Annotated in this window: 11 protein-coding genes; 4 read left to right on the forward strand and 7 right to left on the reverse strand. The window is 44.7% G+C overall.

The annotated features are described in order from the left end of the window. Nucleotides 1-138: 138 nt before the first annotated feature. The 7 genes from glmM to MHB37_RS28325 all read right to left on the reverse strand — a co-directional run bounded on the left by glmM (nt 139) and on the right by MHB37_RS28325 (nt 9802). On the reverse strand, nt 139-1479 hold the full coding sequence (gene glmM, locus MHB37_RS28295; protein ID WP_340011420.1) for a phosphoglucosamine mutase: 1341 nt from the start codon (nt 1477-1479) through the stop codon (nt 139-141). Between the two features lie 88 nt (nt 1480-1567). Continuing rightward, nucleotides 1568-3028, reverse strand: a complete 1461-nt coding sequence (locus MHB37_RS28300; RefSeq protein WP_405168750.1) for a YbbR-like domain-containing protein — start codon at nt 3026-3028, stop codon at nt 1568-1570. Next, nucleotides 3021-3851, reverse strand: coding sequence for a diadenylate cyclase CdaA (cdaA, locus tag MHB37_RS28305; RefSeq protein ID WP_036681290.1), 831 nt, complete (start codon nt 3849-3851; stop codon nt 3021-3023). Before cdaA ends, MHB37_RS28300 begins: the two co-directional genes overlap by 8 nt. 214 nt (nt 3852-4065) lie before the next feature. Beyond that, entirely contained in the window at nt 4066-4680 is a 615-nt protein-coding gene (locus MHB37_RS28310; RefSeq protein WP_036681404.1) for a zf-HC2 domain-containing protein, read from the reverse strand. Nucleotides 4681-4801: 121 nt separating this feature from the next. Continuing rightward, on the reverse strand, nt 4802-5368 hold the full coding sequence (sigW, locus tag MHB37_RS28315; protein ID WP_036681288.1) for an RNA polymerase sigma factor SigW: 567 nt from the start codon (nt 5366-5368) through the stop codon (nt 4802-4804). 513 nt (nt 5369-5881) lie between these two features. Further along, nucleotides 5882-8674 carry a phosphoenolpyruvate carboxylase gene (gene ppc, locus MHB37_RS28320; RefSeq protein WP_038573414.1) on the reverse strand — a complete coding sequence of 931 codons (2793 nt, stop codon included), beginning with the start codon at nt 8672-8674 and terminating at the stop codon, nt 5882-5884. Nucleotides 8675-8908: 234 nt separating this feature from the next. After that, the gene (locus tag MHB37_RS28325; RefSeq protein ID WP_076129777.1) at nt 8909-9802 is read right to left on the reverse strand and encodes a LysR family transcriptional regulator; all 894 of its coding nucleotides are present in this window, start codon (nt 9800-9802) and stop codon (nt 8909-8911) included. Between the two features lie 165 nt (nt 9803-9967). Between MHB37_RS28325 and MHB37_RS28330 the strand changes: the two genes are divergently transcribed. The 4 genes from MHB37_RS28330 (at nt 9968) to MHB37_RS28345 (ending at nt 15098) form a co-directional block, all read left to right on the forward strand. Further along, nucleotides 9968-10936: an ABC transporter ATP-binding protein gene (locus MHB37_RS28330; RefSeq protein ID WP_405168751.1), complete on the forward strand. Its 969-nt coding sequence runs from the start codon at nt 9968-9970 to the stop codon at nt 10934-10936. Nucleotides 10937-11026: 90 nt separating this feature from the next. Then, complete coding sequence (locus MHB37_RS28335) at nt 11027-12106, forward strand: ABC transporter substrate-binding protein (RefSeq protein WP_076304954.1); 1080 nt, start codon at nt 11027-11029, stop codon at nt 12104-12106. A 5-nt stretch (nt 12107-12111) separates the two neighbouring features. Continuing rightward, nucleotides 12112-13791, forward strand: a complete 1680-nt coding sequence (locus tag MHB37_RS28340; protein ID WP_076274762.1) for an iron ABC transporter permease — start codon at nt 12112-12114, stop codon at nt 13789-13791. Further along, the gene (locus MHB37_RS28345; RefSeq protein WP_405168752.1) at nt 13788-15098 is read left to right on the forward strand and encodes an MBL fold metallo-hydrolase; all 1311 of its coding nucleotides are present in this window, start codon (nt 13788-13790) and stop codon (nt 15096-15098) included. Before MHB37_RS28340 ends, MHB37_RS28345 begins: the two co-directional genes overlap by 4 nt. Nucleotides 15099-15174 lie beyond the last annotated feature (76 nt).

A 15174-nucleotide genomic window follows, 5' to 3' on the forward strand; every position in this document is an offset into this window, starting at 1 on the left:
AGTACTTTGGCAATGGCGCACCAACCTAAATTTTACAAAACCAGTTCAAACGATCCAATCCTAAAATAAAATAACACTGGTGCAACGAGTCCGAATCGCTCTCGCTCACTGCACCAGCCTTATAGTTAAGGTAATGGATTATACCAATTCGCGTTGAACTACTTCCACAATTTGATTCACATAAAGATCTAAATCTGCCTTATCCGGTCCCTCTGCCATAACGCGGATTAGAGATTCCGTACCTGACGGACGTACAAGCACACGGCCATTGTCGCCTAGTTTGCCTTCTACTTCTGCGATAGCCGCTTCTATAGCCGGGTTATTAGGGTAGTTAGTCTTATCCTGTACACGAACATTAACCAGCACCTGCGGGTATTTAGTCATCATACTCTTAACTTCGCTAAGCTGTTTGCCTGTAGCCTTAAGCGTGTCTACCAGCTGAATAGCTGTAAGAATACCATCACCAGTTGTATTGTAATCCAGGAAAATAACATGTCCAGACTGTTCTCCGCCTAGATTAAAGCCCCCACGACGCATTTCTTCCATAACATAACGATCCCCTACAGCTGTCTTAGCAGTATTCAGGGATAATTTCTCAGTAGCTTTATAGAATCCGATGTTACTCATAACGGTTGATACAATCGTGCTATCCTTCAGCTTACCTGCACGGTTCATGGCATCACCACAAATACAAAGGATAAAGTCGCCATCGACTTCATCACCGTTATTATCAATAGCGATCAGGCGGTCAGCATCTCCGTCAAAAGCAAGTCCCAAATCGGCTCCTTGACGCAAGACTTCTTCACGCAAAGTCTCTGGATGTGTCGAACCAAATCCATCATTAATATTCAATCCATCTGGCTCAGCCCCGATAGAAATAACCTCAGCGCCAAGCTCTCTGAACAGTCTTGGAGCAAGCTCATACGCTGCGCCATGCGCACAGTCCAGTACAACCTTGATTCCTTTAAAGTCCTGAGAAATGGTGGTTTTCAAATACTCCAGATAAAGATACTTAGCATCATTATCTACGGTAACCATACCTAAACCCGAACCGATAGGACGTGGCAATTCATCTACCTCAGCATCCATAAGCTCTTCAATGCGCAGTTCAGTTTCATCTGTAAGCTTGAAGCCGTCCCCACCAAAGAACTTAATGCCGTTATCCTCTACAGGATTGTGAGAAGCTGAAATCATGACGCCTGCGTCTGCTTTTAACAATCTCGTAATATAAGCAACAGCAGGGGTACTCACTACGCCTATACGGATTACATCGGCTCCAATAGACAATAAGCCCGCTATCAGCGCGGATTCCAATAAAGGACCGGAAATACGTGTATCCATTCCGATAACAACCTTCGGTTTATCCAAGTTACCCGCTAGTACATATCCTCCACAACGGCCAATACTATAAGCCATTTCTGCAGTCAATTCACGGTTTGCTACTCCCCGCACACCGTCAGTTCCAAAATACTTCCCCATTATTTTTCTCCTTTGAATACGCTACGTTAGCTTAATGTACTATCATATGAATTGCATACTATTTTGGTGTACCTCTGGGCTCAAAAGATTACGTCCCGCCTGTACCTACAGGATTCTCGGAATTCGTACTTGTGTTAGCTGTGCCGTTATTCTCCGGATTGCTATCCGTCGGGACAGGCGTTGGTGTTGCTCCACCAGCCTCTCCACTATGCGTGGGCTTCTCCGTAGGTTCCACATCGCCTATAACAGGTTCAGAACTCGGTTCAGGAGTAGTTACACCCCCCGTATCTGGATGAGGCGTAGGGACTGGTGCTGCAGGCGATAGCAGTTGCACGGTCACAGTAAGTGGCACCCCTGCATTGGCTAGTGCGATGAACTTGGGTAATGATACCCGCAAAGAAACCTCGTGAGTTCCAGCTGAAAGTCCGCTAACATCAGCCACAACCCCTATATTTTTCTTATCAAGTTGATCAAGTAAAGCAGGTGCACCCTTTAAGGTAAGCGCAATTTCCTTGCTTGAAGGATTAACAATACTTCCTTCCAAATCATCCCCCACGCCTTGGAGCTTGATGGGTACCGCCTCAATCGTCCGCTCAGCAATTTCTGAGATGGTTAATGAAACATTCACAGCTTCTGGCATAACTTTCTCCGTTCCAGCCGGTGCCTTCAGATCCACCTTTACTTGTTTCGTCCCCGCAGAATCTATTGCACTAAGGTCGACTGTAGCTTCATAAGCAGATAAAGCTTTTAAAGCCTCTGCTTGTCCATACACTACGACCGTTTCCTGCTCAGGGGTCACTTTGGATAATACGAGTGAATCTGGAAGTTGCCCAGTAAAGCCAATCTCCAGCGGCACACTCTTAAAAGGTAAGGTAATCGGCAATTCCACAGATACATTAGAAGGCTCAATTACAGCATTTTTAATTTCATTTCCGTTATTATCATAAGCGTGTAGCTTCAGCTTTTTTTCTACAAAGGTTTCGTTCTCACCGTTAAGCTCAATAGTCCCTTGTATCTTGGCTACCTTGCTTAGTTCATTATCCGCAAGTGTCACTTTTACAGTATCTGTAGGCTGCAAGACAGGCGTGCCTATTTGATAACCCGCTGCAGGTTTTCCCTTTGTAACCAATGTTATGGGAAAAGACTTCGTGTTTCGCGGTTCTACATGTACAGTAACCTCTTTAGGATTCATTCTTACCAGAGATACACCTTTGGGTAGTTTATAGTAAAGTGGCAACGTGGTGTCCCCAGGTTCAACCTTACTCAGATCAAGCATCACTTTATAGTCATCCGAGAACTGAAAGGAGATATCGGAATTTTTACCCGCTACCTCCAGACTGACACTATCGACAGCCAAGGGTTCAAGGACATATTTGTCCTCGTCAAGGCCGGTCACTTCAATCTTCACATTCTCAATAGTTTTTGTTTTAATATCCACTGTTGTCTGTCCAGAAGGCGCAGTATCGACATGAACCATCGTAAACAAAATGATCCCAAACACAAGGGCTAGAATCTTATTGAAATTGTTATTGTTCATCCACTTATCCATGATTCTTGTCCCCCTTCCGTTTCCAGAAAGTTGAACCCTTCTCCTTCAGCGATGAACTTACACTAAGCTCTTGATGGAGCTTCGATATCATGGATTCTTCCTTAATGTCTCTAACGATCTGGCCATTGATGGCAAGGGAAATCTGCCCTGTCTCCTCCGAGACAATGACAGACACCGAGTCTGCAACCTCACTTATTCCTATAGCAGCCCGATGCCGGGTTCCCAGTTCTTTGCTGATAAAAGGATTCTCGGACAAAGGCAAGTAACAAGCAGCCGCAGCAATCTGATTTCCCTGCATAATAAGGGCTCCGTCATGCAGAGGTGTATTGGGAATAAAGATGTTAATAAGCAATTCGGAGCTTACCAGGGAACGCATGGGTATACCTGACTCTGTATATTCGTTTAGCCCCGTCTCCCGCTCAAAAACGATTAACGCCCCTATTTTTCTGCGAGATAAATAATTCACGGCTTTAATCACTTCGCCGATTAACTTACTGATCTCTTCGTCACTTTCTCCAGCCCGTCCGAAAAATCTGCCCCGTCCAAGCTGCTCCAGTCCCCTTCGTAGTTCCGGCTGAAAAATGATAAAGACAGCTAAGACCCCGAAAGTAAACATTTGATTCATTAGCCATTTAAGTGTATACAAGTCCAAGATTGTGCTTACCGCCCAAATCAAGACCAGAACCAGTATCCCTTTTAAAAGCTGAATCGCCCGCGTCCCGCGTACCATATTAAGCACTTTATAAATAATGTAACTGACGATTAGGATATCAATTATATCTTTAATGGAATCTTTCCATGTTAGCTCAGTAAAATAACTCATTGCCTAAAACCCCCGTCATTTCAAATTAGCTGGGTTTATGTAAAATGTCTGTTAGCTCTGTATCATATCTAGGTTATAACGTTCGGGCTTCAGTTGCAAGTTTAGTCCCTCAATCCTTTCCGAAACCACCCAATTTAAGGAAACAAAAAAGCGCCATCTTTCCGGAAAAAGAGGCGCTAATTAATATTCCTGCTCAAGGTAACCACTGCCCGCATTAACGGTAGGCAACTTCAGAGAACATGTTCGTCACTTTATACCAGAACCAGCTTACTGCCTGGTCTATGCTTTTGACTTGCCCAGAAATATGAGCTGTTGAAGCCTGATATAGAGATCCGTCAATGACTGTCACGTTGCCGTTCACTTCTCCATATACCTGTGCTTTACCGTTCTCTATGGTAAGGTCCCCGGTAATTATTTTGCCGGAAGGTACAATTACAGTATCCCCTTTGATGACCACTTGATCCAAATCAACACCTCTAACTACAAGTTGTCGGTCTGGACTCCAAAAAGTTACGGTGCTCATCAGCATAACGACAAGGAATAGAGATGCCGCTGTAAGTGCAGGGTGTCTCTTGATCCAGGTAATAAAGGCTTTTTCTTTCTTAGTCTTTGGCAATGAACTCATTATCCGGCTTACAAGATCATCTGAAGCTACAGGATTCTGATGCATTAGGGAGAACATCAACATATCTGTCTGTTCCAATTCTTTAAACTTTGCACGGCAATCTGGACAGGATAGAAGATGCTCCTTCAATTCCCTCTGCTGCTGTTCGGGCAAGTCGTCATCCAAGTAGTCATGCATCATAGAGACGGCCAGTTTGCATTCCATAGGAGCCAATCCTTTCATGAGTGCTATTTAATTATCCTAAGACAAAGGGTCAGGACACATAAGACTTGCTTAACTTACATACGTCGCTCTCGAAAAGATGTTTCATAAATAAAATCTATTTTTACATTTTTGGGCCTAATTTTTTACGCAAAAATTCACGGCCTCGGTGTACACGCGTCTTAATCGTGGTCACGGGCATATCCAGGACATCACTAATCTCCTGAAGGGACAGATCCTGCAGGTATCTCAGAATCATCACCGACCTGTATTTCACAGGCAGACTGTCAATCGCTTCATAGATTAGCCCCTGCGTCTCAGAGAGCAATAGTTCGGTCTCAGGTGTCACATTGTCGCTCGGAATCAACGAATAGCCATCAAGGCCCTCCTGATCGTTCATTTCAGCATCCAGTGAATAGGTTGGTTTTCGTTTACGTAATCTATCAATACAGAGGTTCGTTCCAATCCGGTAAATCCATGTGGAGAACTTCTGTTTATCATCATAACGATCCAAATTCCTATACACACGCAAAAAGGTCTCCTGAACAATATCCTCCGCCTCATGGCGATTGTTCAACATCCTGTAAGCTAAATGATATATTTTGTCTTTATATAGTTCCACAAGCTCGGCAAATGCCCTTTGGTCGCCCTTCAAGGCGAGCTTTGTCAATCTGCCTTCCAAATTCTCCACCTGTTAACTCCCCCAGACTTGCCGCCCTTGGTATTTCTTCGCAAATATCCACGGTACAAGCAATTAAATCGTAATTCAAGTTTGTGTAAAAATCAAGGATTGTATTGTAACCTTCTATGTAAACTGAGTTAATTTTTAGGAATAAAACACGGTGTGAATACGATAGCATTCCAAAGAATGTTGGACTTTCGGTCGCTGTTATCCTCACATTTCCTGATTATAAACCGCATATAGCGGTCGAAATCTGAGGATAAAGGCGAACGCTGGCGCTCCTACAGTTCCAAATATTCTCTACGCTGCTCCATCACCGAAGTAATAAGTGCCACGTTAATTACCTCCGATTACATCTCGGTTACTTGGGTAGGGTAATAAAGAAATATCGGGTATGACTATCCAATATTTAGGAACAAGTAAAGTTCACAGCAGCAATATACAGTTTATGATCACAACAACTTGTATTAGGCAAAAAAAGTCCGCCCCAAATAGGGCGGACTTTTTGTTGTTAAGACAATATCAGCCGGTATTCCGAAGACCGGCGGCAATGCCGTTGATGGTAAGCAATACTTCGCGAAGCAGCTCGCTATCATCTCCATCAATTTCACGGAGCGCTCTAAGCTCGGATAGCAATTGAACCTGCAGGTAGCTAAGCGGATCAACGTATGGATTGCGGAGTCTGATCGACTCTTGAATCACAGGAACGTTATCCAGAATATCCTGCTGGCCTGTAATCTTCAGGATCAGCTCAGAGGTCAAATTAAACTCATCTTCAATCTGGCCAAAGATCCGTTGACGTGCTTCCTCGTTCTTGCCCATGCTGGCGTATTCCTTAGCAATGATCAAGTCCGCTTTTGAAATAGCCATTTGCAGCGTATCTATCAGTGTAGTAAAGAATGAGAAGTTCTCATACATATGTTGCATTATCTTCAGATTCTCTTCCTTACCCTCATAGAAACTCTGCAGTCCGGTTCCAGCAGCGTACCAGGCTGGGAGCAAATAACGGCTTTGTGTCCATGCAAATACCCAAGGAATTGCACGCAGATCTTCAAAACGGTCGCTGTTCTTCCGTTTAGAAGGACGGGAACCGATATTAAGCTCTCCAACCTCAGGCAGAGGTGTTGATTCTTTGAAATAAGTCAGGAAATCCGGATCACGGAAGATCAAATCCTGATATTTGTTCAGCGAGACCTCAGAAATACGGGCAACAATCTCTTCCCATTTCTCTTCATAAAGATCCGCTTGTGGCACTCTCGCACTAATTGCTGCTGTTACAAGCGCAGATGTCGCTTGCTCCAGACTGCGGTAAGCAATTCCTTGCATGGAGTAACGGGAGGAGATTACTTCTCCCTGCTCGGTAATCTTAATCCCGCCGCCAATTGTCGAAGCAGGCTGAGCAAGAATACTGCGGTTAAGTGGCATACCCCCGCGGCCGAGCGCTCCACCACGACCATGGAAGAACTTCAGCTTGATTCCGAACTTATCCGCTGTCGCTGTAATTTCTTTTAGGGCAACACGCAGTTCCCAGTTAGCAGTAACCACGCCGCCATCTTTATTACTATCTGAATATCCAAGCATGATTTCCTGCAAATCATTCATTGCTCTTACCGCATCACGGTAGATCGGCATATTGAGCAGTGTGTTCATAATTTGCGGTGCTTCATGCAAGTCATCAATCGTTTCAAAAAGTGGCACAGCTTGCAGGGTACATACAACTGTACCGTCGTTATCCTTGCGGAATAGTCCTACCTCTTTGGCGAAGACCATAACCTCCAGAATATCACTCGCAGCTTCAGCCATACTGATCAGATAACTGGTGATACATTGTTTGCCGTACTCTTCCTGCGATGCGAAGATCGTCCGGTAAACCGCCAGACACTCCTCTGTACTTTCAGTATACGTCTGGTAAGAAGAGGTCAACGGACGTGGATCATTCAGCAATTTCTCCAGCAGATCAATCTTCTCGATCTCCGTCAACTTAGAGTAGTCCGGCGAAATGTTCATCTTCGCCAAAATTTCTGTCATGGCATTCTCATGTTCTTGACTGTGTTGACGCACGTCAAGAGTTGCCGTATGGAATCCGAACAGCTCCACTTGGCGGATTAGCTTTTTAATATAAGTATCGGCCACATAGTCGGCGTAGTGATGCCGTAGACTGCGGTCAATGACATTCAAATCATCTATGAACTCCTCAGGTGTAGCATAACGCTCAGGAGTATCTTTTTTCTCATCATCTAAAACATTTTGTGTCTTAGAGATCATGTAGCTAAGCTTGATACGGTAAGGTTCATTGTCATTGCGCCATTCTTCCATCTTGCCTAGGTTAATGATCTGACGATCAGCTTCGATGGATTCTACGAGCTCAGGCGTCACTTTAACAATACTTGTGCTAAAGCTTAGATATTTCATGAGTTCACGCATAATACGCTGATATTCACGAATGGCCAGCTTACGCTGCATGCGTAAAGTCTGCGCAGTGACTGTTGAAGTTACCGATGGGTTACCATCACGGTCTCCGCCAATCCATGATCCAAAACGCAAGTAGGTTGGCACATGCCAATTCTGTCCTGGATAATATTTGCTCAGACAGCGTTCAAGCTCTTGATACACGTCGGGCAATACATGGAAAATCGTCTCATGGAAATAATACATTCCATTACGCACTTCATCGAGTACTGTAGGCTTGCGGTCACGCAGCTCATCCGTTTGCCAAAGCGTAATCACTTCATTCAATAACTTCTCGCGAAGCTGTTCACGTTCACGGAAAGTTAAAGTAGGGTTATCAAGACCCATAACATCATCGGATATCCGTTTATGAATATCGAGAATCGCACGGCGCATAGCTTCCGTTGGATGTGCCGTCATTACAAGTTCCAGAGACAATCCTTCAATAATCTCGTTGACTTCCTCATGAGAGAAATCACGTTCACGAAGCTCTTGAATAGCGCTTTCTATAGAACCGGGTTGTACTGTCTCCCCAGCTGAACGTTCATAGTCACGTTTACGGCGAATCCGGTGGTTCTGTTCGGCAATATTCACCAATTGAAAATAAATGGCGAACGCTCTTATTACCTGATGACGGTTCTCCGGATCCAAAGAATTGATTAACTCCTTAAATTCACTATGCAGTTCAGGTAAAAATAGTGAGCGTAGCGATTTACTGGTCTCGCGGATCTTCTCCACGATCTCTAGCAGTTCGTTACCGCCTTGGTGAACCAAGACCTCTCCTAAAATGTTCCCCAAGAACCGTACGTCCCGTCGCAGCAGATTGTTAGAGTTGCTTTTGCTGACGGTAGTCGTAAGTTCGGTCATGCTGCTCCCCCCATTCTCTTCCGGATCAATGTGTTAAGTTTGTCTGTCTAAATATCGTCTATTAAAGCTTCCTCATATCATACAATAAAACCGTTTGAAAATCTGCAACTTTTTTGTGCTGTAAAGCGACACAGCACCTAAGATTATACACCAATTTCTGAATTTATACAGTCCTTATATTTTATGTATTCTTTCATATATATAATGGCTCTATCGTATATTCTCTATGTATGCTTATATTCGGATTGTACGGAGCTGATCAATGAACAGTCCAATTAAAGGAGAATAATGGCGATCACGGTTATACGAATAATAAATATGTCTTTCAAAATTATAATCCGGAATGGCTCGCATTAGCAATCTTCCTCTGGCTACCTCGTCCTCCACAGCAAGGCGTGAAATAAATGAAACATGTTGTCCACTCATGAGCGATTGCTTAATTGCCTCCAGTGAATCGAGCAAAATATGCGGTTTTGATTCTTTTCCCTCTCGTTCAAACCATTTATCCGTCAACTGGCGTGTGCTTGATTCCTTGTCATGTAAAATAAAGCTCGCTGAAGCAATCATCGCTGAGTTTAAATTAGAAAATCCGGCAAAATCATGTGTAGGTGCAAAAACAAGGACAAGCTCATCCTCACATAAGGCTTGAGTATGCAGATCAGGCAGATAAAAAGATTCCGTAGACAAAATACCAAGATCAATCTCATGACTGGCAAGCATTTCTTTGATCACCGGTGAAGGCTTAACCGATAAAGAAATGGTAATCCCCGGATGCTGTTCGCCAAACTGCCCCAATATTTGTGGAAGAATATAAGTAGCTGGAACATAACTGGCGCCAATTTTCAGTGTCCCCCGACCTGCCTGACTGAACTCTTTTACCACCCGCTCCGCTTCCGCAGCAAGCGCATTGATTTTGATCGCATAATGAAGAAAAGCTTTGCCACTCTCCGTAAGAATCATTTTATCCATTCTGGATTCAAATAACTTCTCCCCCAATTGCTGCTCTAAATTCTTCAAATGATACGTAACGGTGGGCTGCTTTAGTCCGAGTTTATCTGCTACCGTGGTAATTTTTTTATGTTTATTCAGCAGTTCTACAATTTCCAGCTTCATTAGATTAAGGTTCATTCTCTTCCACTCCCTCGCCTTTTCCTAAACGGTAACATAGAAGAATTCTATGAATGTTAAAATAAATCGGCAAAAAAGTTAATATCACAGTTACATTCAGCAAATATAGCGGGAATTCTTTACCTTTACACTAAGAACAAGCTTAAGAACAGGCAGGTAGATAGAATGAAGGAAATTACAATCCACAGATTGGAAAAGAAATTCGGAGATGTGCATGCCTTGAAAGCTGCAAATCTGAAGATTCCCGCTGGAAGCTTTACGACATTACTCGGTCCTTCAGGTTGTGGAAAGACGACACTACTCCGTCTGATTGCTGGGCTGGAAACACCGGATGCAGGAGAAATTCTGATCGATGATGAGTTTATTTTTTCAGGCAGCAAAAGAATTAGCCACCCCATTCATCGCCGTAACTTTGGCATGGTTTTTCAAGATTTCGCCCTCTGGCCGCATCTGACTGTGTTCGAGAATGTAGCCTTCGGACTTCGAGCTTCCAAACAAAAAAAGAATTTACGGATTCGGGTACAGGAGGCGCTTCGATCGGTCAAGCTGGAGGGGCTGGAGCTGCGTTTTCCACATCAGCTGTCCGGTGGACAACAGCAGCGGGTTGCTTTTGCCAGAGCCGTAGTCATGCGCCCTCAGCTTGTATTATTCGATGAACCATTAAGTGCGCTGGATGCGGTCTTGCGAGATGAAATGAGGCTGGAGTTAATCTCCTTGGTAAAAAACATGGGCATTACAGCCCTGTATGTGACGCATGATCAAACCGAAGCGATGTCTATGTCAGATGAAGTAGTTGTAATGCAAGGTGGTACTATTTTACAAAGTGGATCTCCTGAGGACATTTATCGTAAACCGAGTCATCCTTTTGTAGCCCACTTTATTGGTAAATCCAACTGGATCGTTCCGGATAAACAGATGCTGCGTCCAGAACATTTACGCTGGTCTCAGGAGAATGCTTCCTCTCTTCCTTTTACAGGGACTATTCAGCATGTGAGTTATATGGGGGATCGCTATGAGATCATTCTGGACATGGAGCACAATGGGACTTGGACCGCTTATCATGAGCGGCGCCTACCTGTAGGGGAAAAGATTCAGCTGTACGCTTCAGAGCACCAAATCCATCATCTGAATTAAGCGTCCACTGCATGGAATGGCTCTATATGATGCTGTTCCATGCAGCAAGATGCACACAACAATATTAGGGAGGCAATAACATTGAATCAAATGAAAAAGACAAAAGGGTTAAGTTCACTTCTTCTAACAACTGCACTTGGTATTACTTTAGTGGGCTGCGGCTCCTCGAACACCCCTGCGGCTAACGCAAGCAACAACCAAACCGATACTGCGGCGGCGACGCAAACTGAAGCCCCACAACCAACAGAAAAGACACTAAGCGGCAATCTTGTCGTTTACAGTGCAGGCCCTGAAGGCTTAGCCAATAAAATCAAAGACGGGTTTGAAGCCAAAACCGGCGTTAAGGTTGAAATGTTCCAAGGCACTACAGGAAAAATACTTGCCCGCATGGAAGCAGAAAAATCCAATCCGGTCGTTGATGTTGTTGTCCTCGCCTCTCTTCCGTCCATGCAAGGAATGAAAAACGACGGATTATTACTTCCATATAAAGAAGCGATTAATTCAGACAAGCTGGTTAGCGATTGGTCAGATATAGATGAAGGTAACTATTTCAGTTACAGTGCATCCGCACTCGGTATTGTTTACAATACCAAAAAAGTAAGCTCACCGCCGACCTCCTGGGATGATCTCAGCAAAGCGGAATGGACGGGCGCAGTCAATATCCCCGATCCTTCACTTTCCGGCTCGGCTCTTGATTTCATGACTGGGTATTTAAGTGCTAAGGGGGACAGTGGCTGGGATCTTTTCAAACAATATAAAAGCAATGAAGTAGCTATGGCAGGCGCCAATCAAGAGGCACTTGATCCTGTGATTACCGGTGCTAAATCCGTAGTTGCTGCTGGCGTAGATTACATGGCTTATAAAGCAAAAGCTGACGGAGAACCTGTGGATATCGTCTATCCTGCTGAAGGAACAGTGATCAGCCCCCGCCCAGCTGCGATCATTAAGACAAGCCCAAATGTAGATAACGCTAAGGCTTTTATCGACTACCTTCTCTCCGATGAAGCGCAAGCCCTTGTTGCCAAAGCCTATTTGCTGCCAGGCAGAACTGACGTGAAGGCAGAAAATCGTGCCAATCTTGAAGAAATCAAAACATTTGATGTGAATTGGGAATGGATGAATGAGCACAGCGATGAAGTTTCCTCGACCTTCACACAAATTTTTAAATAAGCGTAATGAATACTAACTCTTTGCGCTCATTTAAATGGGTGAGCGGTGGACTGGCTTTATTTATACTAACCGTGCTCGTGCTGCTGCCACTCCTGCTCATTTTCTGGACCAGTATTTATCCAGAGGGGCATCTCGACATAGCCGCACCACTACGAACCATTATGGCGAGCAATGACCTAGTAGAGGTGCTGCTGAATTCTATCGGGCTTGGGGTAAGCGTTATTCTGCTAACTACGTTGTTTGCGCTGCCTCTAGCCTGGATTATGGCAAAAACCGACTTAGGGCGCCACAACTGGCTGGATGTCGTGCTGTTAATTCCATTTATGACGCCGCCTTACATTGGTTCTATGGGCTGGATGTTGTTTATGCAGACGGGTGGGTATATGGAGCAGTTTCTGCCCTCCTCCTCCGTGTTGACACCGTATTTCTTTAGTTATGGGGGTATGGTGCTGATCATGAGCCTTCATCTGTTCCCTTTCTTGTATTTGCTGCTGCGCAATGCGCTTTTGCAGATCGGGGGCAATCTGGAGGAAGCAGCCTCGGTTCACGGCGCCCCCTTCTTTTACAGATTTAAAAGAGTGATTATTCCTTTACTGCTCTCTAGCTATGGGCTTGGAGCACTGCTCATCTTCGTCAAAACAATTGCTGAATTCGGTACCCCTGCGACCTTTGGCCGCAGGATCGGCTTTTACGTGCTGACCTCTGAGATCCATAAATATATCTCCAGTTGGCCGATTGATTTTGGTAAGGCTACTTCACTAGCCTCCTTGCTGCTCGGAGTTTGTCTTGTCATGTGGTACATCCAAACTATAATTAGCAGCCGCTACTCTTACCGTCTGATCGGTGGAAAAGGAACTCGTACTAAACGTTATAAGAGTACAGGCATCGTAGGGTTTCTTAGCTGGGGTTATGTTCTTCTATTGCTTCTGGCATCCATCGGCATTCCTTATTTCTCTATCATAACAGCCTCATTATTGAAGCTTCGGGGAGAAGGTGTATCCTGGAGCAATCTAACCTTAAAACATTATGCAGAGCTGTTATCCCCGGGTTCGCAAGGACTTGAGGCCTTATTAAATAGCTTCACATTAGCTATCGTTGCTTCCAGTATCGCTGTTATTCTGGGGACTTGGTTTGCCTTAACGGTAGGAAAAGGGGCTACATTCAAGCAGAAAATTACAGATTTATTCAGCTTGCTTCCTAATACAGTCCCTGGAATTGTAATTGTAGTAGGGCTAATTCTGCTGTGGAATGCCCGCTGGATGCCTATCCCGCTCTATAATACCTACTGGATGGTTGTACTGACTTATGTCGTACTTTTCCTTCCTTATACTGTTCAGTATGTAAAAGCAAGCTATGGGCAAATCGATTCCTCTCTGATGCAAGCGGGACAAGTATTCGGAGGTAGTAAGCTGTATGTGTTCCGCCGTATCCTGCTTCCCCTCATCCTTCCGGGGATGGTGGCTGGCTGGATGATGACCTTCACCATTTCCAATCGGGAACTGGTAGCCTCATTACTCATTCTTCCGCCTTCAATGCAGACCTCGGCAACCTATATTTTTGCCCAGTTTGAACAAGGTGCGGTAGCGATGGGGATGGCCATGGCTGTAATTTCAGTAGGTATCACCACCATACTACTATTAGTCTTAGAATATTTAAGCCCAGATAGAAAGCGGAGACAACAATGAGCAGACTAACGATTTGGGGAGGGGCCGGAGAGCATGGCCGTTCCTCCTATCTTTTGCAGGGCAAGGATTCACGAAATGGCATCCTGCTCGATTGTGGCGTAAAAAAAGAAGGCCCAGGGGAATACCCCCTACTTGATAAGGATATTATTCCACATTTGCAGGCAGTATTTCTGTCTCATGCTCATGAGGATCATTCCATAGCGCTGCCCTTACTTTATAAACACGGATACAGAGGGAAGGTATGGACTACTAGATCCACCTCATTACAGCTTCCTGATTATTTCGAGGCCTGGGATAAATATGTGGCGGCTCAATCCGCCCCGCTCCCCTATGAGGAAACGGATAAAGAAGCTATTCAATTCAAGTATTTAGAGGAGCATGTCTCCCCTCAAACTTGGCTGACGCTTGCGCCTAACCTTCGAGTTCAATGGGGACGTAGCGGGCATTTAGCAGGTTCGGTTTGGCTGGTTATCCAATGGGACGGAAAATTCATATATTTCTCGGGGGATTATACAGAGGAGTCGCAGCTGCTCACGGCAGACACCCCAGCAATTATGGAAGCCGAAGCTAAAAATGTGGCTGATCTGTCCATTATCGATGCCGCTTATGGGGCTGATCCTGATGAGCAGCTTGTAAAATTACAGCAATTAGAGATAGCCATCCATAACACCTTGCAAAAAGGGGGCTCAGTCCTCCTTCCTGTGCCTATCCATGGCAGAAGCCAGGAATTGGTCCTATGGGCAAATGAATGTTTTCCAGATCATCAATTGATCGTTGAAGAAGTACTCGTCGCTCCTTTACGAGCATTAAGCGACAAGGTGGAATGGCTGAAAGAGGACGCTATTCAGCGTGTAAATGCGCTTTTTAACAGAAAAAACTTGTGTGTTGTATCTAATTCGGACGAACGCGCGAAGGCAATGCTGAATCTTAAGGGAGCTATCGTATTCACCAATGACGGGATGATGCAGTCGGCAAAAGCACAAGAATACTTTCAGCAACTCTCTGTTTCTCCAGACAACCATGTGATTTTTACGGGACATTTAGCGGCCGGAAGCTTTGGACATCGTCTTGTTGAGCAAGCTATGATCGGAGAATCTAGCAGCGTACGCTGTACAGTCTCACTTATCCGCTATAAAGTCCATCAAGGTTTGCCGGACATTCGCAAAATGCTCCAAACGATTCCCAGCCACCGGACAGTGCTCGTCCATGCTCCCAAACCACATATCGACCAAGTAGCTTCTATATTAAAAGGAGAAGGTTTCACAGGACTATATTCTTTACAACCCGGCAGCACGCTTTCGTTCTGAAACTTATTTATGTAATATCATGAGAAAAACAATGGGGCTCTTCCTTAGGTCTTTTTCAGACTTTTTGGAACAGCCC

It is taken from the genome of Paenibacillus sp. FSL H3-0286 (genome assembly GCF_045040705.1).
GTDB classification, from domain to species: Bacteria; Bacillota; Bacilli; order Paenibacillales; family Paenibacillaceae; genus Paenibacillus_AQ; species Paenibacillus_AQ odorifer.